This is a genomic window from Burkholderia sp. LA-2-3-30-S1-D2 (assembly GCF_001523915.2).
In the GTDB taxonomy this organism is placed as follows: Bacteria; Pseudomonadota; Gammaproteobacteria; order Burkholderiales; family Burkholderiaceae; genus Burkholderia; species Burkholderia diffusa.
On the sequence record NZ_CP013384.1, the window covers coordinates 1,744,259 to 1,770,307 of the forward strand.

A 26,049-nucleotide genomic window follows, 5' to 3' on the forward strand; every position below is an offset into this window, starting at 1 on the left:
CTTATTGGCCGTTGCGACGGATAGGTAGCATGTTAGGACGTCGTATATCAACGGACGCTGAACCGAAATCGGTTCCGACGGACGCGCCGGCGTGAAATCGTGCGCGGCGCGTTGCAGACACCGCTCAGGCCGCACGGAGTGCGATCACCTCCCCGATCAGCCGCTCCGCATCCCGCCACTCGCCGTACCCGGACGCCGGGTTCAGGTGTCCGACTTCGCCGAGATCGACGAGCCGGCTGCCCCATCCTGCCGCCAGCGCCTGCGTTCGTTCGAATCGCGCGAGCGGATCGTTGCGGCTCGCGGCCACGATGCTCGGAAACGGCAGCGGCCGGGTCGGCACCGGCGTCCAGCCGTGCGCGTCGAGCGCATCCGGTGTCGGATAGCCTGCGGGCATCGGCGTATCGAGATCGGCCGGCGCGGCGAGCAGCGCGCCATCGATGGCACGCGTGGCCTGCAATGCCCAATGCACGGCGATCGTGACACCCGCGCTGTGTGCGACGAGGATCACGGGGCCGTCGATCGCGGCCAAAGCCGCATCGAGCGCCGCGACGCGCGCGGCGCGGCTCAGCTTGTCGGCTTCGAGCGGCGCGACGGCGCGAGCGTTCGGCAGGCGCCGTTGCAGATGCGTCTGCCAATGATCTTCGACGTGATCGCGCAAGCCGGGCACGATCAGGATGGTGGGCGCGGTCGCCAGGGTCATGCTGCCTCCGGGAGGGTTCGGTTCAGGAAAGGTGTGACGCGCGCCGTTCGCGTTCGACGCGCGCGATATCGGCCGCGTAGCTCGCGCGTCCGATCGCGAACAGCACGGCGGCCGCGAGCGGCACGGCGGGAATCCATTGCAATGCGCCGACGAGGCCGGTGCGATCGGCAACCCACCCCGTCAGCAGCGGGCCCGGCGCCATGCCGAGCAGGTTGTTGGCGAGCGTGAGCGTCGCGAAAGCCGATGCGTGGATCGCGGCCGGCGTGAGGTTCGCGACCATCGCGCCCGATGCGCCCGACGCACCCGCGCCGACCAGCATGCCCGCGCAGATCAGTGCGAGTTGCAGCGGCCCGGGCGGCAGCCGGAACGCGACCGCGAGGCACACTCCCGTCAGCACGCAATACGCGATCGCGGTCAGCCACTTGCGCTTGCCTTCGGTCTTGCCGACGCGGTCGGTGACGATCCCGCAGCCGACCATCCCGACGCCCGACAGCAGCACGAAGCCGGCCGCAAGCACGGCGGCGCGGTCCGGCGCCATCGCGTAATAGCGGTTCAGGTAGCTCGGCAACCAGGCGAACAGCGCGCCGGGCACGAACAGGTGCAGCCCGCTGCCGACGTACGCGCAGATCACCGAACGGGATGCGAACAACCCCGACATCAGCGCGCGCACGCTGCCGCGCAGGTCGCGCGGCGCGCTGGCGTCGCGCCGGCACGGTTCGATGCGATAAGCGGCGAGCCGCCGTTCGGTCACGACGCAGCGATACGCGACGAGCAGCACGATGCCGAGCGCCGCCATCACGCCGAACGACCAGCGCCAGCCGAGATGCGCGCCGACGAGCCCGCCGAGCGCCATCCCGAACACGGAGCCGAACGCGCCGCCGGCCATGAACGCGCCGGTCAGCGTCGCGCGTAGGCGCGCCGGAAAGATGCTGAGGATCAGCGCGACGCCGACGCTGCCGTACGCGGCTTCGCCGAGGCCGACGAGCCCGCGCGCCACGAGCATTTCGGCGTAGTTGGTCGACAGTGCGCATCCGAGCGTCGCGACGCTCCACAGCGCGGCCATCAGCACGATGCTGCGTACGCGGCCGAAGCGGTCGGCGAGCACCGACAGCGGAAACGTCAACAGCCCGACGAGCAGCGCGACGACGCCCGACAGCGAACCGAGCTGCGTGTCCGACAGTCCCCACGCGTGCTTCAGCAGCGGAAACACGGCATTGAGCACCTGCCGCGACATGTAGTCCGACAGCAGCAGACCGACGGTCAGCCCGAACACGAGCCAGGCATAGGCCGGCGCGCGCCGCCCGGTGGCCGCCACGTCCTGCAGCGACGGCTCGACGTGATGAATCAGCATGCGTGTCTCCTCCGGCACCGGTGCGGCAATGCGCCGGCGCGGCTTGCGCGGCCCCGCTCCGTTCGTCGGAGCTTGCCTCGCGCACCGCGCGAGGGTGGGTGCCGCGCCACATCGATCGGCGGGCGGCGCTGGCGCGCCACCCGGATGCGCGGTGCGTCAGGCCGCGCGCAGCGGCACGTTCACCTGGCCCGGCCGGCGGTTCGGCGCCATCCCGAGCTGCGCGAGCGTCTCGTCGACGCCGTCGTACTGCACGCCGATCCGGTAGATCGCCTTCGCCTCCTTGCCGGTCGCGATGTCGCGGCCGAGTTCGCGCGCGATCCGCACGCACTGCTCGACCTGCTGCACCGACGTCATCCGGTTGCCCTTCTGGTCGATGATCGTGTCCTCGATCCCGCAGCGCGGATGCAGCCCCAGCGCCATCGCGACCGTGTTGATCGGCAGCACGTTCTTCATCAGCGATTCGAGCGTGATGCACGCGCCGTCCGGGCAGCGCCGCACGAATTCCATGAAGTTGTACGGGTTCGGGCCGTCGAAACCGCCACCGATGCCGACCCACGTGACGTTCAGCGGGCCGCGATAGACGCCGCGGCGGATGATCCGTTCGAGCGTTTCCAGCGCGTGCATGCCGGTGAGCTGGAAATGCGGCTGGATGCCGGCCGCCTGCAGCCGGCGCAGGTGCTCGTCGACCCAGCCGGGGCCGGCCGGCACGGTCATCTCGCGGTACGCGTCCCACAACGCGGCTTCGTTCAGCGACGTGCCGGCGATGTCCTTGCGGTTCATCAGCTCGGTGATGTTCATCTGCACGGTGTTGATCGCGACCGTCACCTGGTCGGGCTTCGGCGTCAGCTCGGCGAGCATGTGGCGCGTGTCGTCGGACAGCCATTTCGCTTCCGCGCCGTCGCCTTCCGGCGCGAACGAGATCGAGCCGCCGACCTGCAGGATCATGTCGGGCACCGCCTCGCGCAGCCGGCCGAGCAGCTCGTTGAATTTCGACAGCCGCTTGCTGCCCTTGCCGTCGAGCTCGCGCACATGCAGGTGCAGCACCGTCGCGCCCGCGTTGTAGCAGTCGACGGCCTTCTGCACGTGCTCGTCCATCGTCACCGGAATGTCTTCCGGAAAGTCCGCGGGCATCCATTCGGGGCCGTACGGCGCGACCGTGATGACTACCTTGTCCTGGTTTTCCGGGTGCAGCGAATCGTCGAGAAATTGCATGTCGTCCTCCAGATGGAATCGTTGTGTTCGGGGTGTACGGGCGTGCGTATCCCGTCGCGCCGGGCGGGCGGCCCGGCGCGTTGTTGCGTCGTTGCGGATCGGTTACGGTGCGGGCGCGCTCAGAACGGCACGTCGCCGACGATGCCCGCGCGCTCCATCCTGCGCACGCACGGCGGGTAGTCCATCACCGCGTAATGCTGCGTGCTGCGGTTGTCCCAGATCGCGACGCTGTTCTTCTTCCAGCGCCAGCGCACCTGGTATTCGGGGATATAGGCCTGGCTGATCAGGTACTGCAGCAGCTGGCCAGCGCCGGGATTCGCGTCCTGCCCGACACGCACGCGAGCGGGTGTGTGGAAGTTCGTGAAATGCGTCGTGAACGCGTTCACGTACAGCACCTTCTCGCCGGTTTCGGGATGCGTGCGCACGACCGGATGCTCGGCGTCCGGGTACTGCGCCTTCAGCGCGAGGCGCTTGTCGATCGGCATCGCCGCGCCGAAGGTCGCCTCGATGCTGTGGCGCGCGCGCAAGTCGTCGATCTGCTGCTTCACATACTCCGGCAGGCGTTCGTATGCGAGCACCATGTTCGCCCACATCGTGTCGCCGCCAACCGGCGGACCCTCGACGCAACGCAGCACGCAGCCGAGCGGCGGCGCCACGCGCCAGCTCGCATCGCTGTGCCACGCATTCTCGTAGCGGTCGTTCGGCTGGTCGGGCGACTTGTAGATCCGCACGAGCCCCGGGTGCTCGGGATCGCTGCCGGCGACCGGATGATCCTCGAGCTCGCCGAAACGCCGCGCGAACGCGACGTGCTCGGCGCGCGTGATGTCCTGGTCGCGCAGGAACAGCACGCGATGACGCAGCAGCTGCGCGCGGATCTCGGCGAACAGGCCGTCGTCGTGCACGGCGTCGGCGAGGCTCACGTCCAGCAGTTCCGCGCCGATCGCGCAGGTCAGGGGTTCGACTCGCATGCGCGTCTCCTCAGACGATGAACACCGACGAACCGGTCGTCTTGCGTGATTCGAGATCGCGGTGCGCCTGCGCGGCGTCCTGCAGCGCATAGCGCTGGTTGATCTCGATCTTGATGCGGCCGGCTGCGACGTGCGCGAACAGTTCGCCGGCCAGGTCGTTCTTTTCGGCTGGATCGGCAATGTAGTCGGCCAGCGCCGGGCGCGTCAGGTACAGCGAGCCCTTCATCGCGAGGCGCTGCGGGTCGAACGGCGGGATCGGGCCCGACGCGGTGCCGACGCAGACCATCAGCCCGCGCCGCTTCAGCGAATCGAGCGAGCCTTCGAAGGTGTCGCGGCCGACGCTGTCGAACACGACGTCGACGCCGACGCCGTCCGTCAGTTCGCGCACGCGTTTCGCGACGTCCTCGCGGCTGTAGTCGATCGTGTGGTCGCAGCCGTGTGCGCGGGCGACCGCGGCCTTGTGTTCGCTCGACACGGTGCCGATCACCGTGAGCCCGAGCAGCTTCGCCCATTGCGACACGATCAGCCCGACGCCGCCCGCGGCCGCATGCAGCAGGATCGTGTCGCCCGGCGCGAACGCGTGGATGCGGCGCAGCAGGTAGGCCGACGTCAGCCCGCGCATCGTCATCGCGGCGGCCGTTTCGCATGCGATGCCGGCGGGCAGCTTCACGAGGGGCGCGGCCGGAATCAGCCGTTCGGTGCTGTACGCGCCGAGCGTGTTGAGGAAGCCCGTGTAGGTCACGCGATCGCCGACGGCGACGTTCGTCACGCCGGGGCCGACGGCCTCGACAACACCGGCCGCCTCGACGCCGATGCCCGCCGGCAGCGGAACCGGGTACAGGCCGCTGCGGAAATACGTGTCGGCGAAATTCAGGCCGACGGCCTCGTGCCGCAGGCGAACCTGCCCAGCACCCGGCTCGCCGACTTCGACCGCTTCCCAGCGCAGCACGTCGGGGCCGCCGGTTTCGTGGAATCGCACTGCATGTGCCATCTTGTTCTCCGTAAGTATTCAGTCGGATGCGCGTCACGCATCGTCGGGTTCGTCCGCGCCCGGCGTCGTCGCGGCTGCGCCGCTCGCCGGGGGCGTGTCCAGTTCGTTCCAGTCGGCGTCGCCCAGGTAGCGCCGCGCGGCCGGGAAAATCACGCCTTCCATGCGCCCCATCTGCTCGAACGCGCCGCGCGCGTAGTCGGCGAGCGCGGCATCGAACGCGGCCGACGGCAACCCGTCGGCGGCGAGCCGCGCCAGCGCGTCGAGAGCGTGCGCATCGCGGCGCCGCTGGCGGTCGAGCTCGTCGAGTTCGGCCGCGGTGCTCTCCGCCCGCATGCGCAATGCCGCGAACAGTCGTGCTTCGGCGGACGCGCCGAAGCGCGCGTTCTGCAGCGCCGCGAGGGATGCCAGCGCCGCCAGCGGGCCGTGCGCGTCGGCGGTCGGCCGCCTGGCCGCGTCCGGGTCCTCGCTCGCCATCGTCAGTGCCTGCAGCCGCTCGCCGAGCGCGCGATGCGCCGCGAGACAGCGGGCCATCACGCGTGCCTCGGCCGGCGCACGCCGCGCCGGGCACACGAGCACCGGTACGCCGCTCGTCGCCAGCAGCACCCGCCGTTGCGCGGCTGCGGCGGCGCCGCAATCATGCGGCAGCGCCGCGACGCCGATCAGGTCGCAGCCGAGCTCGCCGGCGAGCGTGGCGGGTGAGGTGTCGCCGGCCACCGCGATCGCATGGGACAGGCCCTGCGCCCGTGCGGCGGCTTCCACTTTCGCACCGTGTTCCGGCATCCGCGCTCCGGATAAACGCGAGTCCGGCGCGGCGGCGGACAGCACGAACGTGACCCGCGCACCGACCGCACGCGCCAGTTCGAGCGCATGGCCGATCGCATCGATGCCGCCGGGCACGCCGTCGACCGTCACGAGCAGATGGCGATACATCGTGCCGCTCCGCTTATCCGGCGCTCGGTGCGCTGCGTCGCGCGCCGGTCGATACGATGTTCATGGTCCCTCCTCGTTGCATTCGTCGGTTGCGTTCATCACGCATCGGAACCCATGCTATCGACCGGACGGCGGTGCGGCCCCACTCGTCGCGGGGGGGATTGACGCGCGAACGCGGTTCGGTCGATCCTTCCCCCACGCCCACCCCGGACGCTGGCCCGCACGGCATCGCCGGATTCCCACTCCTGCCCCGATGGCCCACCCACCCGATCGCGCCGACGCGCCCCCCACCGAACTCGTGCTGAAGACGACCGCGCCGCGCGTGCCGGCGCAGTTGCTCGCGCGTGCGCGGCTGAGCCTTGCCGCGCCGGCGTTCGACGCGCGGCCCGTCACGCTCGTGCAGGCGCCGGCCGGCTACGGCAAGACCTCGCTGCTCGCGCAATGGCGCCGCGAATCCCTTGCACTGGGCCGTGCCGTCGTGTGGCTGTCCGCCGACGAGCGCGACGACGCACCGCGCCTGCTGCAGGGGCTCGTGCAGGCGGTGCGCACCGGTTGCGCGCGGCCCGGCTTCGGGCGCCTGATTCCGGACGGTACCGCCCGCGCGCTGGAGGGGCTGACCGCGTGGCTGGCCGAAGTCGCGCAACTGTCGATCGACGCGCTGCTGATCGTCGACGACGCGGAGCGGCTGCCGCCCGCCGGCCTCGATGCGCTGACCTACGTGCTGCACAACGCGCCGCAGAACCTGCGGGTGGTCGTCGCGGCCCGGCGCGGGCTCGATCGTGCGGCCGGCGACCTGCTCGCCGGCGGGCAATGCACGCTCGCGGGCCCCGACTGGCTGCGCTTCACGCTCGACGAGACGATCGCGCTGGTCGGCGCGCGCTTTGCGCAGCGGGTCGACGCCGACGCGTGCGCGCGCCTGTTCGAACGTGTCGACGGCTGGCCGCTCGGGCTGCAGCTCGCGATGGCCGCGATGGCACGCTCGGCCGATCCGCGACAGGCCGTCGACGCGCTTGCCGCGCGGATGGACGGCACCCGCGACCGGCTCGTCGAGCTGCTACTCGCGAATTTGTCGGCCGACGACACCGCGTTCCTCACGCGCACGAGCGTCGCCGACCGCCTGCATCCGTCGCTGTGCGCCGCGCTGCTCGACGACGCAAACGCCCCCGACCGTCTCGCGCGGCTCGCGCGCGACACGCCGCTGTTCATCGCGTCGGACGATTCCGACTGGTGCCGGCTGCATCCGCTCGTGCGCGATACGTTGCGCGACCGCCTCGCGGCGAGCCCGGACGCCGAGCGCAGCGCGCTGCACGCACGCGCGGCCGCGTGGCTCGACGCGCACGGGATGACGGAGGAAGCCGCGCGCCACGCGTATGCGGCCGGCCAGTTCGACACGGCATACGCGCTTGCGCAGCGCTGCCTCGAGGACGCGATCAAGCAGGGCCGCATCAACGACGTGCTCGACTGGCTTGCGCTGCTGCCCGACGCGGAACTCGACAAGCGTCCGACGCTGCGGATCGCGGTCGCCTGGGCGCTGGCGCTCGGCGAGCGCCATGTCGAGGCGCAGCGCCAGATCGCGGGCATCCTGGCCGACCCCGGCACGCCGGCCGCGATGCGCTACGAATGCGCGCTGATCCTCAGCGCGGCCGCGTATTACGCCGATGAAATCGATCGCTTCGTCGAACTGTTCGAACCGTGGGCCGACTTCACGCCGCCGGCGGCGACGTGGCTCGCGCAGATGCACGCGAACCGGCTGTCGGCGCGCGCGATCATCGTCGGCGAACCGGCGCAGGCGCGCCGCTTCCAGCAGGCCGCGCCGCGCGGCGAGACGGCGGCCGGGTTCGGTTACGTCGCGCGCTGGGGCGAGCTGATCACGGGCCTGAGCTACCTGCGCGAAGGCCAGATCCGGCTCGCGGACGATGCACTGTCGCCGGCGCTGGCGCGCGCGGAAGCCGATCTCGGGCGCCGCCATCCGCTGACCTGCATGCTCGCGGCGATGTGCGCGGCGATCGCGTACGAGGCCGATCGCGTCGATCACGCCGCCGCGCTGCTCGCGAACCGGCTCGACGTGCTCGAACACACGGGCACGCCCGATACCGTGCTGCTCGGCTATCGCACCGCCGCGCGCATCGCGCTGCTGCGCGGCGTCGAGCATCGCGCGATCGACCTGCTCGAGACGCTCGACGCGATGGGTGTCGCGCGCCGGCTGCCGCGCCTGTCGGTCGCGAGTCTCGCCGAGCAGGTGCGCATTCACGCGGCGCGCTATCGCGAGGCGACCTGCCATGCGCTCGTCGAGCGCATCGACGCGATCGCCGCGGCCGAATTTCCGTCGCACGGGCCGCTGTGGCGGCGTCCCGTCGTGCTGCTGCAGGCGACGGCGCACGCGGGTGCCGCGCTGGCCGCGCGCCGCTGGGACGATGCGTGCGCGGCGCTCGACGAAGCCGCCGTGCTGGCGCGCGAGATGAGCATGGGACGCGAGCGCATCGAGATCATGGCGCTCAGCGCGTTCGCGCTCGACCAGTCCGGGCACGGCGGCCGGGCGCTGCTCGACGAGGCGATGAACCTCGCGGACATGTTCGGCCTCACGCGCACGCTCGCCGACTTGCATCCGGCCGTCGCCGACTGGGCGCGCCGCATCGGCGACGAGGCGCCCGCCGGCGATGGGCCCGTGCGGCCCGCGCAGCCGCAGCCGCGCATCGTGCCGCCCGCGCCGCGCAGCCCGGCAAGCCCGCGCGCGGTGCCGAGCGTCGTGCTGACGCCCAAGGAGCGCGCGATTCTCGAACTGCTCGCGCGCAACCTCTCGAACAAGGAGATCGCGGTGGCGCTCGCCGTCGGCGAGGAAACCGTGAAGTGGCACCTGAAGAACCTGTTCGGCAAGCTCGACGCCAGTTCGCGCAAGCACGCGGTGCGCCGCGCGCTGGTGCTCGGATTGCTCGAAAGCGCGCCTTGAACGCCGCCTGAACACCTCTGTAGCGGCCTGGCCCTGCCGTTGACAGCAGCCTCGCTGCCGGCCGCCCTTCGATTCTCCGCAACCCTGCCCCCCGCGCGTGGGGGGGAGCGGCCGCGCGCCGTTGCGTAACCTTTCCGCACGGCTCGCACCGGCGTCGCATCATGCGCCTTCCCGCCTGCCTCGATGCTTCCCCCGCTTCACCCGCCCGGGCTCGATCCCGTGCGGTCCATTACGATCCTGGAGACTTCGATGAAGACGAAACTGGCCGCGCTCGCGGCGCTTGCCGGCTGTTCGGCGCTCGCGCATGCGCAATCCTCCGTCACGCTGTACGGCGTGGTCGACACGGGCCTGCTGTACCAGAGCACGTCGGCCGCGTCGTTCAGCCCGAATGCGCCGAACACCGGCAAGGTGTTCCGCATGAAGGACGGCGGCATCTATTCGAGCTTCTGGGGCATCAAGGGCAGCGAGGACCTCGGCGGCGGCTACAAGGTCAACTTCAAGCTGCAGGGTTCGTTCGACAGCGGCACCGGCAGGATGCAGCTGAGCGACACGCCGGGCGCCACCGCGATCTTCAACCAGGTTGCGTCGCTCGGCGTGTCGGGGCCGTTCGGCACATTCACGGCCGGCCGCCAGATCGTGCCGATGATCTACGCGATGGCCGACACCGACGTGCGCAACGCGCAGTTCTTCGGCAGCGTGCTGACCGCGTGGCTCGGCCTGAACACCGCGGCCGGCTGGCCCGGGACGAGCACCAACGGCGCGATCGGCGCGCTGTACGACAGCAACGCGCTCGTCTATCAGTCGCCGACGTTCGCGGGCGCGTCGATCGCGCTCGAATACGCGCCCGGCGGCGTCGCCGGGCAGTTCCAGGGCGGCACGCGCGAGTCGGTCGTGCTGCGGTATTCGAACGACGGGCTCAATGCGTCGGCCGTGTACTACAACGGCCACGACACGAATCCTGCGCCGGGTGTCGCGCCGACCGGCGTCGACAACAACCGCTTCGTCTACGTCGGCGCGAGATACACGATCCGCGATTTCTCGGTGTCGGCGTCGTACGGCAACGGCCGGAATCCGTCGCATGCGGACAAGGTGAACCTCGACATGCTGTCGGCCGGCGTCGGCTATCGCTTCACGCCCGCGCTGCAGGTCGCCTCGGCCGTGTACTACCTGAAGGACCGCAACCGCGCCGAGAACCGGTCGACGGCCGTCGTGCTCACGGCCGACTACAGCCTGTCGAAGCGGACGATGGTGTATGCGCAGGTCGGCCACGTGAACAACCGCGGCACGATGGACCAGATGCTCGTGTACGGGCAGCCGGTCGCTCCCGGCGTCGGCACGACCGCCGCGATGCTCGGGCTGAGGCACAACTTCTGACGACGCAGCGACGCGATGCGCGTGCGGCGGCGCCCGGGCACGGCTCGCGGCCGCCGTCTGCAGCGATCGCGGGGATCGGCTACAGTGGGCGTTTTCGGCGCGCCCCGCCCGCCTGTCGAAGTGCTCGTCCCGTTGCTGCCGCGGTGGCACGGGCGGTAAGCGATGCGCGGCAGGACGGCGGAGCGCGGATCCTCCACATTGACGAGCGAATCTCCATGCCCGATCTGTCAGCCTTCCCGATCACGAAGAAATGGCCTGCCCAGCATCCCGACCGTCTGCAGCTGTATTCGCTGCCGACGCCGAACGGCGTCAAGGTGTCAATCATGCTCGAGGAAACCGGCCTGCCGTACGAGCCGCACCTCGTGCGCTTCGACACCGACGACCAGCTGTCGCCCGAATTCCTGTCGCTGAACCCGAACAACAAGATCCCGGCGATCATCGATCCGAACGGCCCCGACGGCCGGCCGCTGCCGCTGTTCGAATCCGGCGCGATCCTGATCTATCTCGCGGACAAGACGGGCCAGTTGATCCCGAAGGATCCCGCGGGCCGGTACGAGACGATCCAGTGGGTGATGTTCCAGATGGGTGGCATCGGCCCGATGTTCGGGCAGGTGGGCTTCTTCCACAAGTTCGCGGGCCGCGATTACGAAGACAAGCGTCCGCGCGACCGCTACGTCGCCGAATCGAAGCGTCTGCTCGCCGTGCTCGACGCGCATCTCGCGAACCGCAAGTGGATGATGGGCGACACGTACACGATCGCCGACATCGCGATCTTCCCGTGGGTGCGTAACCTCGTCGGCTTCTACGAAGCGGGCGACCTGGTCGGCTTCGCCGAATTCAAGCATGTCGCGCGAGCGCTCGATGCGTTCGTCGCGCGTCCGGCCGTCGCGCGCGGGCTCAACATCCCGGCACGCGGCTGAGCCGCGCAGCGGGCGCGCCCTGCGGCCGCGCTCTGCGTGGCCCGCCGCATCGCGCGGCGGGCAATTCTTCCGCTTCCTTTCGGTGTTTTCGTTTTCCGCCCGCTGCGTTCATTCGACGTGACGATTCGGCGGCGCTATTTTTTGGCCGACGCCGACGCCGCTTCCCCCAATCCCGCCAGCAGCTTTTCCAGCAACGCCGAAAGTTGCGCCTGCTCGGCCTCCGACAGCGCGGCCAGCATCGCGCGCTGATTGTCGACGTGCGCGGCCACCGCATCGTCGATCAGCGCGCGGCCGGCGTCGGTCAGCGCGACGAGCGTGCCGCGACCGTCAGCCGGGTTCGGCCGGCGCTCGACCCAACCGGCCTTCTGCAGCCGGTCGATGCGCGCGGTCATCCCGCCCGACGACATCATCAGCGCGTCGTACAGCGCGGTCGGCGTCAGCGCGAACGGCGCGCCGCTGCGCCGCAGCGTCGCCAGCACGTCGAATTCGCCCGGCTGCATCCCGTAGCGCGCGAACAACGGATTGAGGCCGTCGCGTGCGACCACCAGCGCGGCCTCCTGCAGCCGTCCCATCACGAGCATCGACGACGCATCCAGATCCGGACGCTCGATGCGCCATTGCGCGAGCGCATGCGCGGCTCGATCCATTAACCCTCCTCGGCTCACCAGTTATCTTGACGTCGAGATAAATCCGCATTTATCTTGATATCGAGATACTTTACATGAAAACACGCGGCCCTCTGACGGAGGTGTCGTGCACCGATAATGAGGGCCACTCCATGAATCGCTTCACTTCCCCCGGATGGCGGCTCGCCGCGATCGTGCTGGTCGGACTGAACCTGCGGCCGGCGCTGGCCGCGATCGGTCCGCTGCTCGACATGATCCAGCGCGCGACCGGCATCGGCGACGGCGCGGCGAGCCTGCTGACCACGATCCCGATCCTGCTGATGGGGCTGGGCGCGCTGAGCGCGCGCCGGCTGCAGCGCGTGACGGGGATCACGGGCGGCGTCTGGCTGGGCGTCGCGCTGATCGGCTTCGCGTGCGCGTCGCGAATCGGCGCGCAGCACGCGTGGCTGCTGCTCGCGAGTGCATGCTGCGCGGGCCTCGGAATCGCGATGGTGCAGGCGTTGCTGCCGGGATTCGTGAAGGCGCATTTCGCGACGCGGATCGGCGGCGCGATGGGCGTCTATTCGACGTCGATCATGGGCGGTGCGGTGCTCGCGAGCGTCGTCGCGCCGTTGGCCGCGGCCCGCTGGGGCTGGCTGGTCGCGCTCGCGGGCTGGGCGCTGCCGGCCGCGGTCGCGGCGCTCGCGTGGCCGCTGGCCAGCCGTGGCGGCGACGCGCTGGTGTCCGGGCCGACGTCGGGGTCGATGGTGCAGGCGCGGCCGTCGCGCTCGCCGCGCGCGTGGCGACTCGCGATGTTCTTCGGGATCGCGACGGGCGCCTATACCCTCGTGCTGGCATGGCTGCCGCCATACTACATGCGGCTCGGCTGGTCGCCGACCGCGGCCGGCAGCCTGCTCGGCGGCGTGACGCTCGCCGAAGTCGTCGCGGGGCTGGCGATCTCGGCGACGATCGACCGACTGCCCGATCGCCGGCCCGCGCTGCACGCGGCGATCGCGTCGCTGCTCGCGGGGCTGCTGGTGATGCTGGCCGCGCCGGAGGCACTTGCGTTGCCGGCTGCGCTGCTGATGGGTGCCGGTATCGGCGCGCTGTTTCCGTTGTCGCTGATCGTCACGGTCGATCATGCGGCGACCCCGGCCGATGCGGCGTCGTTGACGGGGTTCGTGCAGGGCGTCGGCTATCTGATCGCTGGGTTGTTTCCGTTCGCGGCGGGCATCGTGCGCCAGCATCTCGCGGATCTGTCGCCCGCGTGGCTCGCGATGGCTTGCCTGTGCGTCGTGCTGTTCGCGCTGGCGGCGGGGTTCGCGCCGCAGTTTGCGCGGCGTGTTGCGCGGGCTTAGCGCAGACTTGGCGCGGGTCGGACGCTGCGCGTGAAGGCGTTGACCCGGATCGTGGCCTCCGCGCGGTTGCCCGTTGTTGCTCAGTCACGCCGGATTGCATGGTTGACGCCGTTCGACCGAGGGCGTTGATCAGCGGGCCGGCTCGCGAGAAAAGCCGTCGTCGCGATGCCGCGAAATGCGAAGTGCCTTGCGTTCCGTGCGCGCGCAATCAACTGCCGCTCGCATACAGCGTCGAATCCGCAAACCCTTCCGCATCGAGCACGCGCCCGATCAGGATCAGCGCGGTGCGCTCGATCCGCGTGCCCTGCACCTTGCCGACGATGTCGGCCAGCGTGCCGGTCACGCGTTCCTCGTCGGGCCAGCTCGCACGGTAGATCACCGCGACCGGGCACGCGGGCCCGTAATGCGGCAGCACTTCGTCGACGATCCGCGCGAGATGCCGCACGCCGAGATGGATCGCGAGCGTCGCGCGATGCGCGGCGAGCGCGCCGAGCGCTTCGCCTTCCGGCATCGTCGTCTTGCCCGCGAAGCGCGTGAGGATCACCGTCTGCGCGACACCGGGCAGCGTCAGCTCGACGCCGAGCGTCGCCGCGCACGCGGCCGTGGCCGTCACGCCGGGCACGATTTCATACGGAATCCCGAGCGCTTTCAGCCGGCGGATCTGTTCCCCGATCGCGCCGTACAGCGACGGATCGCCCGAATGCACGCGCGCGACGTCCTGGCCTTTCGCATGCGCATCGGCGAGCAGCGCGACGATCGCATCGAGGTCGAGCTCGGCCGTATTGATGACCTGCTCCGCGCGATGACCGTCGAGCACGGCCGGCGGCACGAGCGAGCCTGCGTACAGAATCACCGGGCACGTGCGCACGAGACGCTGGCCCTTCACCGTGATCAGCTCCGGGTCGCCGGGGCCCGCGCCGATGAAATACACCGTCATCGAAAAATCTCCGTCAATTCATGGGGCAGCCGGTCGCGCGGCATCACGCGCGCGCGGCCGGGTCGAGCGCATCGAGCAGCGCGGCGGCCGAGTCGAACACGCGATCGGCGTCGGGCAGCGTCGGCCGGCGCAGCATCACGACCGGAAGCCTGCGTTCACGCGCGACGTCGAGCTTGGCCTCGGTCGCGGCGCCGCCGCTGTTTTTGCTGACGACGACGTCGATGCCCGCGAGCGCGAACAGCGCGCGCTCGCCGTCGAGCGTGAACGGCCCGCGCGCGGCGAGGACCTGCGCGCGCGCGTTGCCGGGATGCGCATCGAGGCAGCGCACCAGCCAGAACTGGTGCGGAGGAATCTCGTCGAGATGCGCGAGCGGTTCGCGGCCGAGCGTGAACAGCGGCCGCCGGAACGGCGCGAGCGCGGCCTCGATGCCGGCCCAGTCGTCGACCATCCTCCAGTCGTCGCCGGGTTGCGGCGCCCACGGCGCGCGTCGCAGCGCCCACACCTGCACGCCCGCGTCGCGCGCGGCCGCCGCCGCGTTCGCGCTGATTCGCGCGGCATACGGATGCGTCGCGTCGATCACGAGGCCGATGCCGGCGCCATGCAGGTACGCGGCGAGCCCAGCCGCTCCGCCGAAGCCGCCGACGCGCACTTCACAGCGCAAGTCGTCGGGCACCTTGCCGAGGCCCGCGAGGCTGTAGACGTGCCGCGGGCCGAGCGCGCGTGCGATCTTCAGCGCGTCGCCCGTGCCGCCGAGCAGCAGGATGCGCGCGCTCATCGTGCAGTCCCGACGAAGCGGCCCTGCCGGTCGATCGCGAACATCTCGACCGAGACCGACGGCGGCACGATGTCGCGCGCGACCCGCAGCGCATGCGCGCAGACGATGTCGCCGAGCGGCACGCCGTCGGCCTGCGCGAGCTTCAGCGCTTCCTGGCTGGTGTTCGCCGCGCGCATCGCGGCCTGCAGCGCTGCATTCGCGCCCGCCTCGGCCGCCCACTGCGCAAGCAGTGGCAGGTCGATGCTCGAATGGCGGCTGTGCAGGTCGAGATGGCCTGCCGCAAGCTTGCTGAGCTTGCCGAACCCGCCGCACATCGACAGGCGGGCGACCGGCGCGCGGCGCAGGTGCTTGAGCACCGCGCCGGCGAAATCGCCCATTTCGATCAGCGCCATGTCGGGCAGGCCGTAGTGCGCGCGCATCGCATCCTCGCTCGCGTTGCCGGTGCACGCGGCGATGTGCGCGATCCCGTTCGCGCGCGCGACGTCGATGCCCTGGTGGATCGACGCGATGTACGCCGAGCACGAGAACGGCCGCACGATGCCGGTCGTGCCGAGGATCGACAATCCGCCGACGATGCCCAGACGCGGGTTCATCGTCTTCAGCGCGAGCGCCTCGCCGCCCTCGACGCCGATCGTCACGTCGAAGCCGCCTGCGTAGGCGAATTCGGCCGCGAGCGCGTCGAGGTGCGTGGTCATCATCTGGCGCGGCACGGGATTGATCGCCGGTTCGCCGACCGGCAGCGTGAGTCCGGCGCGCGTGACGGTGCCGACACCCGGCCCCGCGTGAAAGCGCACGCCGGGCACCGCCGCGAGCGCGACGCGCGCGAAGACCAGCGCACCGTGCGTGACGTCCGGATCGTCGCCGGCATCCTTGATCGTGCCGGCTTCCGCGCCGTCTGCGGTCGTCCTGCAGAACGCAAGTCGCATCATCACGTGCTGCCCCTTCGGCAGCACGATTTCGACGGCGTCGATCGCGCCCCCCGCGAGCAGCAGGCGCGCGGCCGCGAGCGACGTCGCGGTCGCGCAACTGCCGGTTGTATAGCCGAAGCGCAGCGGCGCCGGTTGTTCGGGGGTTTCGTCGCGCATCACGTGGGGTCCGCGAGGTCCGTTGCCGTGGAATCGGGTTTGCGCACGTCGTACAGCGTGACGGGCAACGGCTGCCGCCACGTGTCGAAGCGGCCGAGTGGTTCGGCGTGCGCGAGCGACACGCGCGTGAGCGTGCCGCCGTGAATATCGCGCCACGCGGCGAGCGCCAGCTCGCCCTGCAGCGTGACCGCGTTCGCGACGAGCCGGCCACCGGGCTTCAGCGCCGACCAGCACGCGGCGAGCACGCCGGGCGCGGTCGCGCCACCGCCGATGAAGATCGCGTCGGGCGTCGCAAGCCCGGCAAGCGCTGCGGGCGCGCGCCCCGCGACGAGTTGCAGGCCCGGCACGCCGAGCGCGTCGCGATTGTGCTCGATGAAGCGCTGCCGCTCCGCATGCGACTCGATCGCGATCGACTGGCACGACGGATGCGCGCGCATCCACTCGATGCCGATCGAGCCGCTACCCGCGCCGACGTCCCACAGCAGTTCGCCGGGTGCGGGCGCGAGGCGTCCGAGCGTCAGCGCGCGCATGTCGCGCTTGGTGAGCTGGCCGTCGTGGCGGTACGCGTCGTCGGGCAGGCCCGGCGTGAGTGCTCGGCGCGGCGCATCGGGGCCGGCCTGGCAGTCGAGCGCGATGAGATTGAGCGCGGCGGTTTCGTCGATGTTCCAGTCTTGCGCGAGACCGTCGATGCGCCGTTCGAGCGGCCCGCCGACGTGTTCGAACACGCTGATGCGCGTCGGACCGAAGCCGCGCGCGGCGAGTTCGGCCGCGACCGTGGCCGGCGTGCGGCCGTCGGCGCTCAGCACGAACAGGCGCCGGCCCGGCAGCAGATGGCGCGCGAGCGTCGCGAGCGGCCGGCCGACGAGCGACACCGCGCCGACGTCCTGCAACGCCCAGCCGAGCCGCGCGGCCGCCAGCGACAGCGATGACGGTGCGGGCAGCACGCGCCATTCGTCGGGAGATAGTTCGCGCGCGAGTGTCGCGCCGACGCCGAACAGCATCGGGTCGCCGCTCGCCAGCACGCAGACGGGCGAACCGCGCCGCGCGAGCAGGCCCGACAGGTCGAACGGCGACGGCCACGCGGTGCGTTCGGCCCGCAGCCGCGCGGGCAGCATGTCGAGGTGCCGCTTCGCGCCGACGACCTGCGTCGCCTCGAGCAGCGCGCGCCGCGCGCTACGCCCGAGCCCCGCGTAGCCGTCGTCGCCGATGCCCACTACCGTCAGCCACGCCGTCATGCACCCTTCCCCATCGTCCGGTTCCATCGAGTCGCCGCACGGCGGCCGTGATGGCGCCAGTGCAGCTGTCCGCATTGCGAAAGTCGGCATGGTACCGTGTTCCACCGCGCGTTTCATCTGCGGGGCCGCCGACGCCGGGCCGCATTTCGCTTCGGCCACGAAGCCCGCTCGGCGGTCGCGAAGCGCCGGTGAAATCGGGTATCCTACGGCCGTTCGTTCGCCGGTGCCCTTCGGGGCCGAAGAGGGAACACAGGGCGCGCACCGCGCCGCTGTGGCTGCCCCCGCAACTGTAGACAGCGAGCCGATCTCCCCCCTCATGCCACTGGTTTCACCGGGAAGGCCGGGAGCCGGCGCCGACCTGTCAGCCAGGAGACCTGCCGGCATGAAAGTGCGTGCGTGCCAGTCGGCGTCGGGCGGGGTGTACCGATACGTTGGCCGCGGCCCGACACTGCCCCGGTATCCCGTTGAGTTCCGCCCCCGATTCCATTTCTGCGTCGCCCGTCGTGCGCCCGTCGGCCTGCCCGGGGCTCGTGCGCGTCGTCGCGGCCGCCGACGGCGGGCTGTGCCGGATCAAGCTGCCGGGCGGCCGGCTCGACGCGCGGCAGGCGCGTGCGATCGCCGCCGCCGCGCGCGCCTGCGGCTCCGGCGCGATCGACGCGACCAATCGCGCGAATCTCCAGTTGCGCGGCATCCGCGACGGCGCGGCCGATACGCTGGCCGACGCATTGCTCGATGCGGGCCTGGGCCCGCGCGCGAGCGCCGCCGATGCCGCCGACGACCGGGCCGCGCTCGCCGCGCGCGACGACGTCCGCAACCTGATGCTCAGCCCGCTCGCGGGGCGCGATCCCGACGCACTGCTCGACAGCCGCGCTCTCGCGCTGCCGTTGCTCGACATGCTGACGCACGAGCCGCGTCGCGGCGAGGTGTCGCCGAAATTCTCGATCCAGCTCGACGGCGGCGAATCGGTCGCGGCGGTCGATCATCCGCACGACATCTGGCTCGCCGCGTGGCGTCGAGGCGACGGTGCGGTCCGCATCGCGGCGGGCCTGGCAGGCTGCCCGCCGGTCGCGCCCGGTGATCCGTCCGCTTCGTTCGACGTCGCGCCGGACCAGACCGTCGCGCTCGTTCGCGCACTGCTGCTCGCGTTCCTCGATCTCGCACCGGCCGACGTCACGCGGATGCGCGCTTTGCTCGCGGCCGGCGGCGCATGCGCATTGCGCGCGCGCGCGCAGGATTACGCGCCCTTCCCGCTCGAAGCCGATCCGGCACTGGCCGGCTGGCGGCGCAAGCAGGCGGACGCCGCGCTGCGTTTCGGTGCAAGGCCGTCGCGCGATGCGAATCGCTGCAGCGTCGGCGCGCAGTTCGTGCTTGGCCGGTTCGACGCAACACAACTGGAACAGCTTGCGGCACTCGCCGACGCGGAAGGCGACGGCACGCTGTCGATGACCCCATGGCAAGGCGTGTTCGTGCACGGCGTGCGGCACGAACGCGCGCCAGCCGTGCTCGACGCGCTCGCGTCGATCGGCCTCGTGTGCACGACGTCCGACCCGCTGGCGGCGCTGGTCGCCTGCACCGGCAGCGCGGGCTGCGCGAAGTCGCGCGCCGATACGAAGCACGATGCGCTGGCGCTGGCCGCGCGCGTCGGCCATCCGGTCGACGTGCACCTGACCGGCTGCGAGCGCCACTGCGCGCTGCCGCATCCCGCGATGCATACCCTCGTCGCGGTCGCGCCCGGACGCTACGACCTTTACCGGCGCGACGCCGCCGCGGGCCTCGGCGCCCCGCTCGCGCGCCATCTGACGATTGACCAGGCCGCGGACCGACTGACGGGCGCGCGGCACAGCCAGGACACCACCGATGCTTGACTATATTCGCGACGGGCAGGAAATCTACCGCCAGTCGTTCGCGACGATCCGCGCCGAGGCCGACCTGTCGCAGATTCCGCCCGATCTCGAGAAGCTTGCAGTGCGCGTGATCCACGCGTGCGGGATGGTCGACGTGGCCTACGACCTGCGCTTCTCGGCCGGCGCCGGCACGGCGGGCCGCGCGGCGCTCACGGCCGGCGCGCCGATCCTGTGCGACGCGCGCATGGTCGCCGAAGGCATCACGCGCGCGCGGCTGCCGGCCGGCAATCGCGTGATCTGCACGCTCGGTGAACCGGAAGTCCCCGACCTTGCGCGGCATCTCGGCAACACGCGCTCGGCCGCGGCGCTCGAACTGTGGCGCCCGCATCTGGCCGGCAGCGTCGTCGTGATCGGCAATGCGCCGACCGCGCTGTTCCACCTGCTCGACATGATCGACGCCGGTGCGCCGCGCCCCGCGTTGATCCTCGGCTTTCCGGTCGGCTTCATCGGCGCCGCCGAATCCAAGGCGGCACTCGACGCCGACAGCCGCGGCGTGCCGTACGTCGCGCTGCTCGGCCGCCGCGGCGGCAGCGCGATGGCCGCAGCCGCCGTCAACGCACTCGCGACGGAGGCAGAATGACGGCCCCGCGCGGACGCCTGTTCGGGGTCGGCGTCGGCCCCGGCGACCCCGAACTGATGACGATCAAGGCGCTGCGCGTGCTGCAGGCCGCGCCGGTGGTCGCGTATTTCGTCGCGAAGGGCAAGAAAGGCAATGCCTACGGGATCGTCGAGGCGCACCTGCTCGAAGCGCAGACTCAACTGCCGCTCGTCTATCCGGTGACGACCGAGGCGCTGCCGCCGCCGCTCTGCTACGAGACCGTGATCGCCGATTTCTACGACACCGCCGCCGAGATCGTCGCGTCGCATCTCGACGCCGGGCGCGACGTCGCGGTGATCTGCGAAGGCGATCCGTTCTTCTACGGGTCGTACATGTACCTGCACGATCGCCTCGCGCCGCGCTACGACACCGAAGTGATCCCCGGCGTGTGCGCCATGCTCGGCGGCACGGCCGTGCTCGGCCAGCCGCTCGTCTATCGCAACCAGAGCCTGTCGGTGCTGTCCGGCGTGCTGCCGGCGGACGAATTGCGCGCGCGGCTCGCGCAGGCCGACGCAGCCGTCGTGATGAAGCTCGGCCGCAACTTCGACAAGGTGCGGCGCGTGCTCGACGAACTGGGGCTCGCGAAGCGCGCGCTGTACGTCGAGCGCGCGACGATGGCGGCGCAGCGCATCGTGCCGCTCGACGAAGTCGATCCGATGGCGTCACCGTACTTCTCGCTGCTCGTCGTGCCGGGGGAAAAATGGCAAGGATGACGACTCCGCCCGCAATCGTGATTCTCGGCGCGGGCGCATTCGATACCGCGCGGCGCATCCAGGCGCGTTATCCGGGCGCAGTCGTGCACGGGCTCGCGTCGCGCGTCGAGGCCGACGTGCCGTTCGACGAACTCGGCGCGCACCTGCGCGAGCTTTACGCGCGCGGCCTGCCGATCGTCGCGCTGTGCGCGGCCGGCATCGTGATCCGTTGCGTCGCGCCGGCGCTGGCCGACAAGGGTGTCGAGCCGCCGGTGCTCGCGGTCGCGGAAGACGGTTCGGCCGTCGTGCCGCTGCTCGGCGGGCTGACGGGCGTCAACGTGATCGCGCGCGAAATCGCCGAATGCCTCGGCGTCGCGCCCGCGATCACGACGAGCGGCGAGCTGCGCTTCGGCGCGTGCGTGCTCAACCCGCCCGACGGCTATGCGCTCGCCGATCTCCAGCAAGGCAAGCGTTTCGTGTCCGATTTGCTCGCGGGTGCGGCGACGCGCATCGACGGCGCGGCGCCCTGGCTCGACGACGTCGCGCTGCCGCGTGACGACGCGGCCGCGCATGCGATCCGCGTGACGCCCGATGCGTGGCGCGGCGCGTGCGACGAACTCGTGATCCATCCGCGCAGCGTGGTGGTCGGCATCGCGGCACGCGGCGTGCAGGCCGATGCGTCGCCATCGCTTGCCGGGCGCATCGACGCGCTGCTCGATACGCACGGACTCGCGCGGCTGGCGCTCGCCGCATTGGTCGCCCCGGCGTCGTTGCTCGGCGATGCGTGCGTCGAAGCGGCAGCACGTACGCTGGGCGTGCCGTTGCGCTTCGCCGATGTCGACGGCGACGAAGGCGACGAATGCGCCGATGCTGCTGCCCTGCTGGGTTCGACGTTGCGCGTGGCGCACACGCTGCGCGCAACGTCCGACGGCCTCGCGTGCGCGGTCGCGACGCAACCCGTCGATCCCGCGACGCTCGGCCGTGCACGCGGCCGCCTGACGGTGCTCGGCCTCGGCCCGGGCGATGCGGCGTGGCTCACGCCCGCCGCGCGCACCGCGCTCGCGCAAGCCACCGACATCCTCGGCTATACGACCTACGTGACGATGGCCGGCCCGTTCCGCACGGACCAGCGCGTCCACGGCACGGACAATCGCGAGGAAATGCAGCGCGCGCGCCATGCGTTCGAACTGGCGGCCCAAGGCCGGCGCGTCGCGGTCGTCTCGTCGGGTGACCCGGGTGTGTTCGCGATGGCCGCGGCCGTGCTCGAAGCGCTCGACGAAGCACGCGACCCGCGATGGGCCGCGGTCGAACTGCGCGTCGAACCCGGCGTATCGGCATCCCTCGCGACCGCCGCGCAGGCCGGCGCGCCGCTCGGCCACGATTTCTGCGCGATCTCGCTGTCGGACAACCTGAAGCCGTGGGACGTGATCGAGACGCGCCTGCGGCACGCGGCGCAAGCCGATCTCGTGATGGCGTTCTACAACCCGATCTCGCGTGCACGGCCGTGGCAGCTCGACCGTGCGCTCGATGCGGTGCGCGCGCATCGCGCGGCCGACACGGTCGTCGTGCTCGGTCGCGATATCGGCCGGCCCGGCGCGACGCTCACGACGACGACGCTCGGCGCGCTGCGCAGCGATCAGGTGGACATGCGCACGATGGTGATCGTCGGCTCGTCGACGACGCGGCGTTTCGCCATCGGCGACGGGCGTGAGTGGGTCTACACGCCGCGCTGGTATCGTTGAGCGTCGCTGCGCAACGCGCGGTTGACCATCCGGCCGAAACCAGGCGGAAAAATCGCCCGCCTCGCGTTTCGATATGCGATCGAATCGGCAAGATCGTTACGTGTCGAGAATCGAATAACGAAAAGAACACCTAAGTATTCACGATTCGGCACGAATCCTCCAAGATGAGCACGCCGCCGGGCGGGCATACCCGATCGCCCGCCCGGCGGCGATACGCGGGCCAGCGTATCCCTCTTCCACTTGGAGAACACAATGAACAACAACGTGTTGCCGCGATTCAACCCGCGCGCGCTCGCCGCGGGCTGCCTGCTCGCCATGGCGAGCGTGTCCCACGGCGCCGGCGTCTATGCGCCCTTCGTCGACGTGACGCTCTACCCGACGCCGCTCGTCGACCGGATCGGCGTCCAGCAAGGCATCCAGCAGTTTACGCTCGCGTTCGTGGTCGCGGGCAGCGGCTGCGTGCCATCCTGGGGCGGCGTGCAGCCGATCGGCAACGGCGCGAGCGGCGACCTGCTCGCGTCGCTGTCGGCGTCGATCGCGAGCTATCGCGCGAAAGGCGGCGAGATTGCCGTCTCGTTCGGCGGCGCGAACGGCACACCGCTGATGCAGGCATGCTCGAGCGTCCCCGCGCTGAAGACGGCCTATCAGACCGTGATCGACACCTACGGCCTCACGCATGTCGATTTCGACATCGAGGGCGCATCGCAGCAGGACAGCGCTGCCGTTGCCCGCAACTTCCAGGCCGTCGCGCAACTGCAGTCCGACTTCGCGGCGAAAGGCAAGCCGCTGCACGTCACGCTGACGCTGCCGACGATGCCGACCGGGCTCACGCAGGATGGCGTGAACGTCGTCACCGCGGCAATCGCGAACAAGGTTGCGTTCGACGCGGTGAACCTGATGACGATGGACTACGGCCCCGCGAACATCGACATGGGCGCGGCCGCGATCAGCGCCGCGCAAGCGCTCTATACGCAGCTCGATACGGCGTTCAAGTCGGCGGGCCAGCCGAAAACGGGCGCGCAACTGTGGCAGATGGTGGGCGTCACGCCGATGATCGGGATGAACGACGTGCAGGGCGAAACCTTCACGCTCGCGAATGCGCAGAGCGTGTTGAATGCGGCGATCGGCAACGGCTACGGTTTCTTCGGCAACTGGTCGGTCGGCCGCGATCAGCCTTGCCCGAACAACGGCGCATATGTGGCGCCGACCTGCTCGGGTATCGCGCAACAGCCGTACGCGTTCGCATCGATCTTCCGGAAACTCGACGGCAAGTGGGGCACGGGCGTCACGCAGGATCCGAACTACGGCGGCGGCTCGAATGGCGGAACGCCGCAACCCGGCGCGCCTTGGTCGGCCGGCCAGGTCTATACGGCAGGCGCGACGGTGACCTACCAGGGAACGACGTACCAGGCGCAATGGTGGACGCAGGGCGACGTGCCCGGCCAGGCAGCGGTATGGAAGCCGGTCGGCGGCGGCACGCCCGTGTGGTCGGCAACGACCGCGTACCAGGGCGGCACGTGCGTCACGTACCAGGGCGCGAAATACTGCGCGAAATGGTGGACGCAGGGCGATAACCCGAGCGCGGGCGGCGTGTGGGTGAAGTCATGACGCCGCGGCGCACCACCGGCGCGTGACGCGCCACGGCCGTTCCCGGATGCCGCCCGGCATCGCGGCGAACGGCCGCCGAAACCGTCTCCGCCCTGCTTCGCGTTTTTTGCTAGCCCCGCCCCTGCTCCACCAGCAGCCGCGCCTTTGCGTCGACCAGCAGTGCCGCATGCATGTCGCGATGCTGGCGGATCCGCTCGGTCGGCCCGACCACCGACAGCCCGTACCAGTCGCCGTCGAGCGTCAGCGCTACCGCGATCGCCGACAGCTCGGGCGCGCTCTCGCCGAGGTTCTCGGCCCAGCCGAGTTCGCGAAACCGTGCCGTCTGCGCGACGAGCGCCGGCAGGTCGGCCACCGTCGCATCGGTGAAGCGTTCGAACGACAGCTGCGCGCCGAGCGCCTGCTGCGCGTCGCTCGCGAGCTCCGCGAAGATCGCCTTGCCGATCGAGTTCGCATGCAGCGGACGCAGCTCGCCCGGCTGGCGCGTGTAGCGGATCGCCTGCTCGGACTCGACGACGTCGAGATACGTCACCGACGCGCCCTGGATCTTGCCGAGCACGGCCGTCTCGCGGCTCGCGTCGCGCAGCGCGACGAGATGCGGATGCACGATGTCGACGACGGGATCGGGCGCATCGATCGCGGCGGCGATCGTCTGCAGGCGTCGCGTCGGATAGTAGCCGCCGCGCTTGCGCACCTCGTACAGATAGCCGCGGCTCACGAGCGTGCGCGCCATCGCCAGGCAGCTCGACGCCGGCACGTTGAGCAGGCGCGCGAGTTCGGTGAGCGGCAGCGGCCGCCGTTCGGCGGCGAACAGCTCGAACAGGTCGAGCGTGCGGGCAACGAGTTTGACGTCCATGACGAGCGCTTGATTCGGAACGGGAAATCGCGCGCCGGGCGGGCCGCCGCGCGTCAGTACGACTTCGGCAGCCCGAGCACCTTCTCCGCGATGTAGCACAGGATCAGTTGCGGACTCACGGGCGCGAGCCTCGGAATCATACACTCGCGCAGGTAGCGCTCGACGTGGTATTCCTTCGCATAGCCCATCCCGCCGTGCGTCGCGATCGCCGTCTGGCACGCCTGGAACGCGGCTTCCGCGCCGAGGTACTTCGCGGCGTTCGCCTCCGCGCCGCACGACTGCCCCGCGTCGTAGCGCGTCGCGGCTTTCATCACCATCAGCCACGCGGCCTCGAGCTGCATCCATGCCTGCGCGAGCGGATGCTGGATCGACTGGTTCTGCCCGATCGGCCGGCCGAATACGACGCGTTCGCACGCATACTGCGTTGCGCGCCGCAGCGCGGCCTGACCGAGGCCGATCGCCTCGGCGGCGATCAGGATCCGCTCGGGGTTCAGCCCGTGCAGCAGGTAGCGGAAACCGTCGCCCTCGTTGCCGATCAGGTCGTCGCGCGGCACGCGCAGGTTGTCGATGAACAGCATGTTCGAATCGACGGCCTTGCGGCCCATTTTCTCGATCTCGCGCACCTCGACGCGCGAACGGTCGAGGTCGGTGTAGAAGAGGCTCAAGCCGTCGGTTGGCTTCGCGACCTGGTCGAGCGGCGTCGTGCGCGCGATGATCAGCATCTTGTTCGCGACCTGCGCGGTCGAAATCCAGATCTTGCGGCCGCTCAGCACGTAGTGGTCGCCGTCGCGACGCGCCTGCGTGGTCAGATGCGTCGTGTCGAGTCCGGCATCGGGCTCGGTCACCGCGAAGCAGGCCTTGTCGCGTCCGGCGATCAGCGGCGGCAGGAAGCGCGCCTTCTGCGCGTCGTTGCCGAACACCTGCACCGGGTTCAGCCCGAAGATGTTCATGTGGACAGCCGATGCGCCCGACAGGCCGGCACCCGACGCGCTGATCGTGCGCATCATGAGCGCAGCCTCGGTCATCCCGAGCCCGGCGCCGCCGTGGGCCGGGTCCATCGCGATGCCGAGCCAGCCGGCCTCGGCGAGCGCCGCGTGAAAGTCGGACGGAAACCCGCCCGCGCGATCGCGTTCGAGCCAGTAGTCGTCGCCGAAGCGCTCGCAGATTTTCTCGATCGCGCTTTCGATCGCGCGCCGGTCGTCGGTCAGGTCGAACTGCATGGATTGCCCTCCAGGAAAACGTGAGCGGCGCGCCGCGCGCGAGA

The 26,049-nt window shown here is 70.6% G+C and carries 22 protein-coding genes and 1 riboswitch; of the genes, 9 read left to right on the top strand and 13 right to left on the bottom strand.

The genetic code is table 11. From position 1 onward, the window contains the following. Positions 1-124: 124 nt before the first annotated feature. The 6 genes from WS66_RS20885 to WS66_RS20910 all read right to left on the bottom strand — a co-directional run bounded on the left by WS66_RS20885 (position 125) and on the right by WS66_RS20910 (position 6,152). The gene (locus WS66_RS20885; RefSeq protein ID WP_059606814.1) at positions 125-700 is read right to left on the bottom strand and encodes an RBBP9/YdeN family alpha/beta hydrolase; all 576 of its coding nucleotides are present in this window, start codon (positions 698-700) and stop codon (positions 125-127) included. Between the two features lie 22 nt (positions 701-722). Continuing rightward, positions 723-2,051 carry an MFS transporter gene (locus tag WS66_RS20890; RefSeq protein ID WP_059606811.1) on the bottom strand — a complete coding sequence of 443 codons (1,329 nt, stop codon included), beginning with the start codon at positions 2,049-2,051 and terminating at the stop codon, positions 723-725. 156 nt (positions 2,052-2,207) lie between these two features. Then, positions 2,208-3,263, bottom strand: coding sequence for a 3-keto-5-aminohexanoate cleavage protein (locus WS66_RS20895; protein ID WP_059606809.1), 1,056 nt, complete (start codon positions 3,261-3,263; stop codon positions 2,208-2,210). A 119-nt stretch (positions 3,264-3,382) separates the two neighbouring features. Then, on the bottom strand, positions 3,383-4,231 hold the full coding sequence (locus tag WS66_RS20900) for a TauD/TfdA dioxygenase family protein (RefSeq protein ID WP_059606808.1): 849 nt from the start codon (positions 4,229-4,231) through the stop codon (positions 3,383-3,385). Positions 4,232-4,241: 10 nt separating this feature from the next. Beyond that, complete coding sequence (locus tag WS66_RS20905) at positions 4,242-5,222, bottom strand: quinone oxidoreductase family protein (RefSeq protein ID WP_059606806.1); 981 nt, start codon at positions 5,220-5,222, stop codon at positions 4,242-4,244. A 33-nt stretch (positions 5,223-5,255) separates the two neighbouring features. Continuing rightward, on the bottom strand, positions 5,256-6,152 hold the full coding sequence (locus tag WS66_RS20910) for a universal stress protein (protein ID WP_059606803.1): 897 nt from the start codon (positions 6,150-6,152) through the stop codon (positions 5,256-5,258). A gap of 253 nt (positions 6,153-6,405) precedes the next feature. On the opposite strand from WS66_RS20910, the gene WS66_RS20915 reads away from it, so the two are divergent. From WS66_RS20915 to WS66_RS20925, 3 genes are all read left to right on the top strand, one after another. Continuing rightward, entirely contained in the window at positions 6,406-9,099 is a 2,694-nt protein-coding gene (locus WS66_RS20915; protein ID WP_059606801.1) for a LuxR C-terminal-related transcriptional regulator, read from the top strand. Positions 9,100-9,348: 249 nt separating this feature from the next. After that, complete coding sequence (locus WS66_RS20920) at positions 9,349-10,473, top strand: porin (RefSeq protein ID WP_059606799.1); 1,125 nt, start codon at positions 9,349-9,351, stop codon at positions 10,471-10,473. 215 nt (positions 10,474-10,688) lie between these two features. Beyond that, positions 10,689-11,393: a glutathione S-transferase N-terminal domain-containing protein gene (locus WS66_RS20925; RefSeq protein ID WP_059606798.1), complete on the top strand. Its 705-nt coding sequence runs from the start codon at positions 10,689-10,691 to the stop codon at positions 11,391-11,393. 134 nt (positions 11,394-11,527) lie between these two features. On the opposite strand, the gene WS66_RS20930 is transcribed toward WS66_RS20925, so the two are convergent. Further along, a complete protein-coding gene (locus WS66_RS20930) occupies positions 11,528-12,040 on the bottom strand; it encodes a MarR family winged helix-turn-helix transcriptional regulator (RefSeq protein WP_059606796.1) in 513 nt (170 codons plus the stop codon). Between the two features lie 131 nt (positions 12,041-12,171). On the opposite strand from WS66_RS20930, the gene WS66_RS20935 reads away from it, so the two are divergent. Further along, positions 12,172-13,356: an MFS transporter gene (locus WS66_RS20935; protein WP_059606795.1), complete on the top strand. Its 1,185-nt coding sequence runs from the start codon at positions 12,172-12,174 to the stop codon at positions 13,354-13,356. A gap of 208 nt (positions 13,357-13,564) precedes the next feature. Here WS66_RS20935 and cobM read toward each other — a convergent pair whose 3' ends face one another. From cobM to WS66_RS20955, 4 genes are read right to left on the bottom strand one after another with little or no spacing between them, the layout of a single operon-like run. Beyond that, positions 13,565-14,293 (bottom strand): precorrin-4 C(11)-methyltransferase, encoded by a 729-nt coding sequence (gene cobM, locus WS66_RS20940; RefSeq protein ID WP_059606792.1) that lies wholly within the window; start codon positions 14,291-14,293, stop codon positions 13,565-13,567. A gap of 43 nt (positions 14,294-14,336) precedes the next feature. Continuing rightward, a complete protein-coding gene (locus tag WS66_RS20945) occupies positions 14,337-15,068 on the bottom strand; it encodes a cobalt-precorrin-6A reductase (RefSeq protein WP_059606790.1) in 732 nt (243 codons plus the stop codon). Next, a complete protein-coding gene (locus tag WS66_RS20950) occupies positions 15,065-16,153 on the bottom strand; it encodes a cobalt-precorrin-5B (C(1))-methyltransferase (protein WP_059606787.1) in 1,089 nt (362 codons plus the stop codon). Before WS66_RS20950 ends, WS66_RS20945 begins: the two co-directional genes overlap by 4 nt. Then, complete coding sequence (locus WS66_RS20955; protein WP_059606954.1) at positions 16,153-17,388, bottom strand: bifunctional cobalt-precorrin-7 (C(5))-methyltransferase/cobalt-precorrin-6B (C(15))-methyltransferase; 1,236 nt, start codon at positions 17,386-17,388, stop codon at positions 16,153-16,155. The genes WS66_RS20950 and WS66_RS20955 overlap by 1 nt, the downstream gene beginning before the upstream one ends. 204 nt (positions 17,389-17,592) lie before the next feature. Next, positions 17,593-17,784, top strand: a riboswitch (cobalamin riboswitch). A 68-nt stretch (positions 17,785-17,852) separates the two neighbouring features. Here WS66_RS20955 and cobG point away from each other — a divergent pair. The 5 genes from cobG (at position 17,853) to WS66_RS20980 (ending at position 23,932) form a co-directional block, all read left to right on the top strand. Beyond that, the gene (cobG, locus tag WS66_RS20960; RefSeq protein WP_236872939.1) at positions 17,853-19,253 is read left to right on the top strand and encodes a precorrin-3B synthase; all 1,401 of its coding nucleotides are present in this window, start codon (positions 17,853-17,855) and stop codon (positions 19,251-19,253) included. After that, positions 19,246-19,872, top strand: coding sequence for a precorrin-8X methylmutase (locus WS66_RS20965; RefSeq protein WP_059606783.1), 627 nt, complete (start codon positions 19,246-19,248; stop codon positions 19,870-19,872). Before cobG ends, WS66_RS20965 begins: the two co-directional genes overlap by 8 nt. Then, positions 19,869-20,603 (top strand): precorrin-2 C(20)-methyltransferase, encoded by a 735-nt coding sequence (locus WS66_RS20970; protein ID WP_059606781.1) that lies wholly within the window; start codon positions 19,869-19,871, stop codon positions 20,601-20,603. The genes WS66_RS20965 and WS66_RS20970 overlap by 4 nt, the downstream gene beginning before the upstream one ends. Beyond that, the gene (gene cobJ, locus WS66_RS20975) at positions 20,600-22,324 is read left to right on the top strand and encodes a precorrin-3B C(17)-methyltransferase (RefSeq protein WP_059606779.1); all 1,725 of its coding nucleotides are present in this window, start codon (positions 20,600-20,602) and stop codon (positions 22,322-22,324) included. Before WS66_RS20970 ends, cobJ begins: the two co-directional genes overlap by 4 nt. A 252-nt stretch (positions 22,325-22,576) precedes the next feature. Further along, positions 22,577-23,932 (top strand): chitinase, encoded by a 1,356-nt coding sequence (locus WS66_RS20980; RefSeq protein WP_059606777.1) that lies wholly within the window; start codon positions 22,577-22,579, stop codon positions 23,930-23,932. A gap of 109 nt (positions 23,933-24,041) precedes the next feature. Here the strand turns inward: WS66_RS20980 and WS66_RS20985 are convergent, their stop codons facing one another. Continuing rightward, on the bottom strand, positions 24,042-24,785 hold the full coding sequence (locus WS66_RS20985) for an IclR family transcriptional regulator (RefSeq protein WP_059606775.1): 744 nt from the start codon (positions 24,783-24,785) through the stop codon (positions 24,042-24,044). Positions 24,786-24,838: 53 nt separating this feature from the next. Continuing rightward, positions 24,839-26,005: an acyl-CoA dehydrogenase family protein gene (locus tag WS66_RS20990; RefSeq protein WP_059606773.1), complete on the bottom strand. Its 1,167-nt coding sequence runs from the start codon at positions 26,003-26,005 to the stop codon at positions 24,839-24,841. Positions 26,006-26,049 lie beyond the last annotated feature (44 nt).

Coding starts and splice junctions, on each gene's coding strand:
- WS66_RS20900 (WP_059606808.1), bottom strand. CDS start 4,231: ATGCGAGTCGAACCCCTGACCTGCGCGATCGGCGCGGAACTGCTGGAC.
- WS66_RS20885 (WP_059606814.1), bottom strand. CDS start 700: ATGACCCTGGCGACCGCGCCCACCATCCTGATCGTGCCCGGCTTGCGC.
- WS66_RS20915 (WP_059606801.1), top strand. CDS start 6,406: ATGGCCCACCCACCCGATCGCGCCGACGCGCCCCCCACCGAACTCGTG.
- WS66_RS20930 (WP_059606796.1), bottom strand. CDS start 12,040: ATGGATCGAGCCGCGCATGCGCTCGCGCAATGGCGCATCGAGCGTCCG.
- WS66_RS20925 (WP_059606798.1), top strand. CDS start 10,689: ATGCCCGATCTGTCAGCCTTCCCGATCACGAAGAAATGGCCTGCCCAG.
- cobJ (WP_059606779.1), top strand. CDS start 20,600: ATGACGACTCCGCCCGCAATCGTGATTCTCGGCGCGGGCGCATTCGAT.
- WS66_RS20970 (WP_059606781.1), top strand. CDS start 19,869: ATGACGGCCCCGCGCGGACGCCTGTTCGGGGTCGGCGTCGGCCCCGGC.
- WS66_RS20980 (WP_059606777.1), top strand. CDS start 22,577: ATGAACAACAACGTGTTGCCGCGATTCAACCCGCGCGCGCTCGCCGCG.
- WS66_RS20895 (WP_059606809.1), bottom strand. CDS start 3,263: ATGCAATTTCTCGACGATTCGCTGCACCCGGAAAACCAGGACAAGGTA.
- WS66_RS20920 (WP_059606799.1), top strand. CDS start 9,349: ATGAAGACGAAACTGGCCGCGCTCGCGGCGCTTGCCGGCTGTTCGGCG.
- WS66_RS20905 (WP_059606806.1), bottom strand. CDS start 5,222: ATGGCACATGCAGTGCGATTCCACGAAACCGGCGGCCCCGACGTGCTG.
- WS66_RS20935 (WP_059606795.1), top strand. CDS start 12,172: ATGAATCGCTTCACTTCCCCCGGATGGCGGCTCGCCGCGATCGTGCTG.
- WS66_RS20965 (WP_059606783.1), top strand. CDS start 19,246: ATGCTTGACTATATTCGCGACGGGCAGGAAATCTACCGCCAGTCGTTC.
- WS66_RS20955 (WP_059606954.1), bottom strand. CDS start 17,388: ATGACGGCGTGGCTGACGGTAGTGGGCATCGGCGACGACGGCTACGCG.
- cobM (WP_059606792.1), bottom strand. CDS start 14,293: ATGACGGTGTATTTCATCGGCGCGGGCCCCGGCGACCCGGAGCTGATC.
- WS66_RS20950 (WP_059606787.1), bottom strand. CDS start 16,153: ATGCGCGACGAAACCCCCGAACAACCGGCGCCGCTGCGCTTCGGCTAT.
- WS66_RS20945 (WP_059606790.1), bottom strand. CDS start 15,068: ATGAGCGCGCGCATCCTGCTGCTCGGCGGCACGGGCGACGCGCTGAAG.
- WS66_RS20890 (WP_059606811.1), bottom strand. CDS start 2,051: ATGCTGATTCATCACGTCGAGCCGTCGCTGCAGGACGTGGCGGCCACC.
- WS66_RS20910 (WP_059606803.1), bottom strand. CDS start 6,152: ATGTATCGCCATCTGCTCGTGACGGTCGACGGCGTGCCCGGCGGCATC.
- WS66_RS20990 (WP_059606773.1), bottom strand. CDS start 26,005: ATGCAGTTCGACCTGACCGACGACCGGCGCGCGATCGAAAGCGCGATC.
- WS66_RS20985 (WP_059606775.1), bottom strand. CDS start 24,785: ATGGACGTCAAACTCGTTGCCCGCACGCTCGACCTGTTCGAGCTGTTC.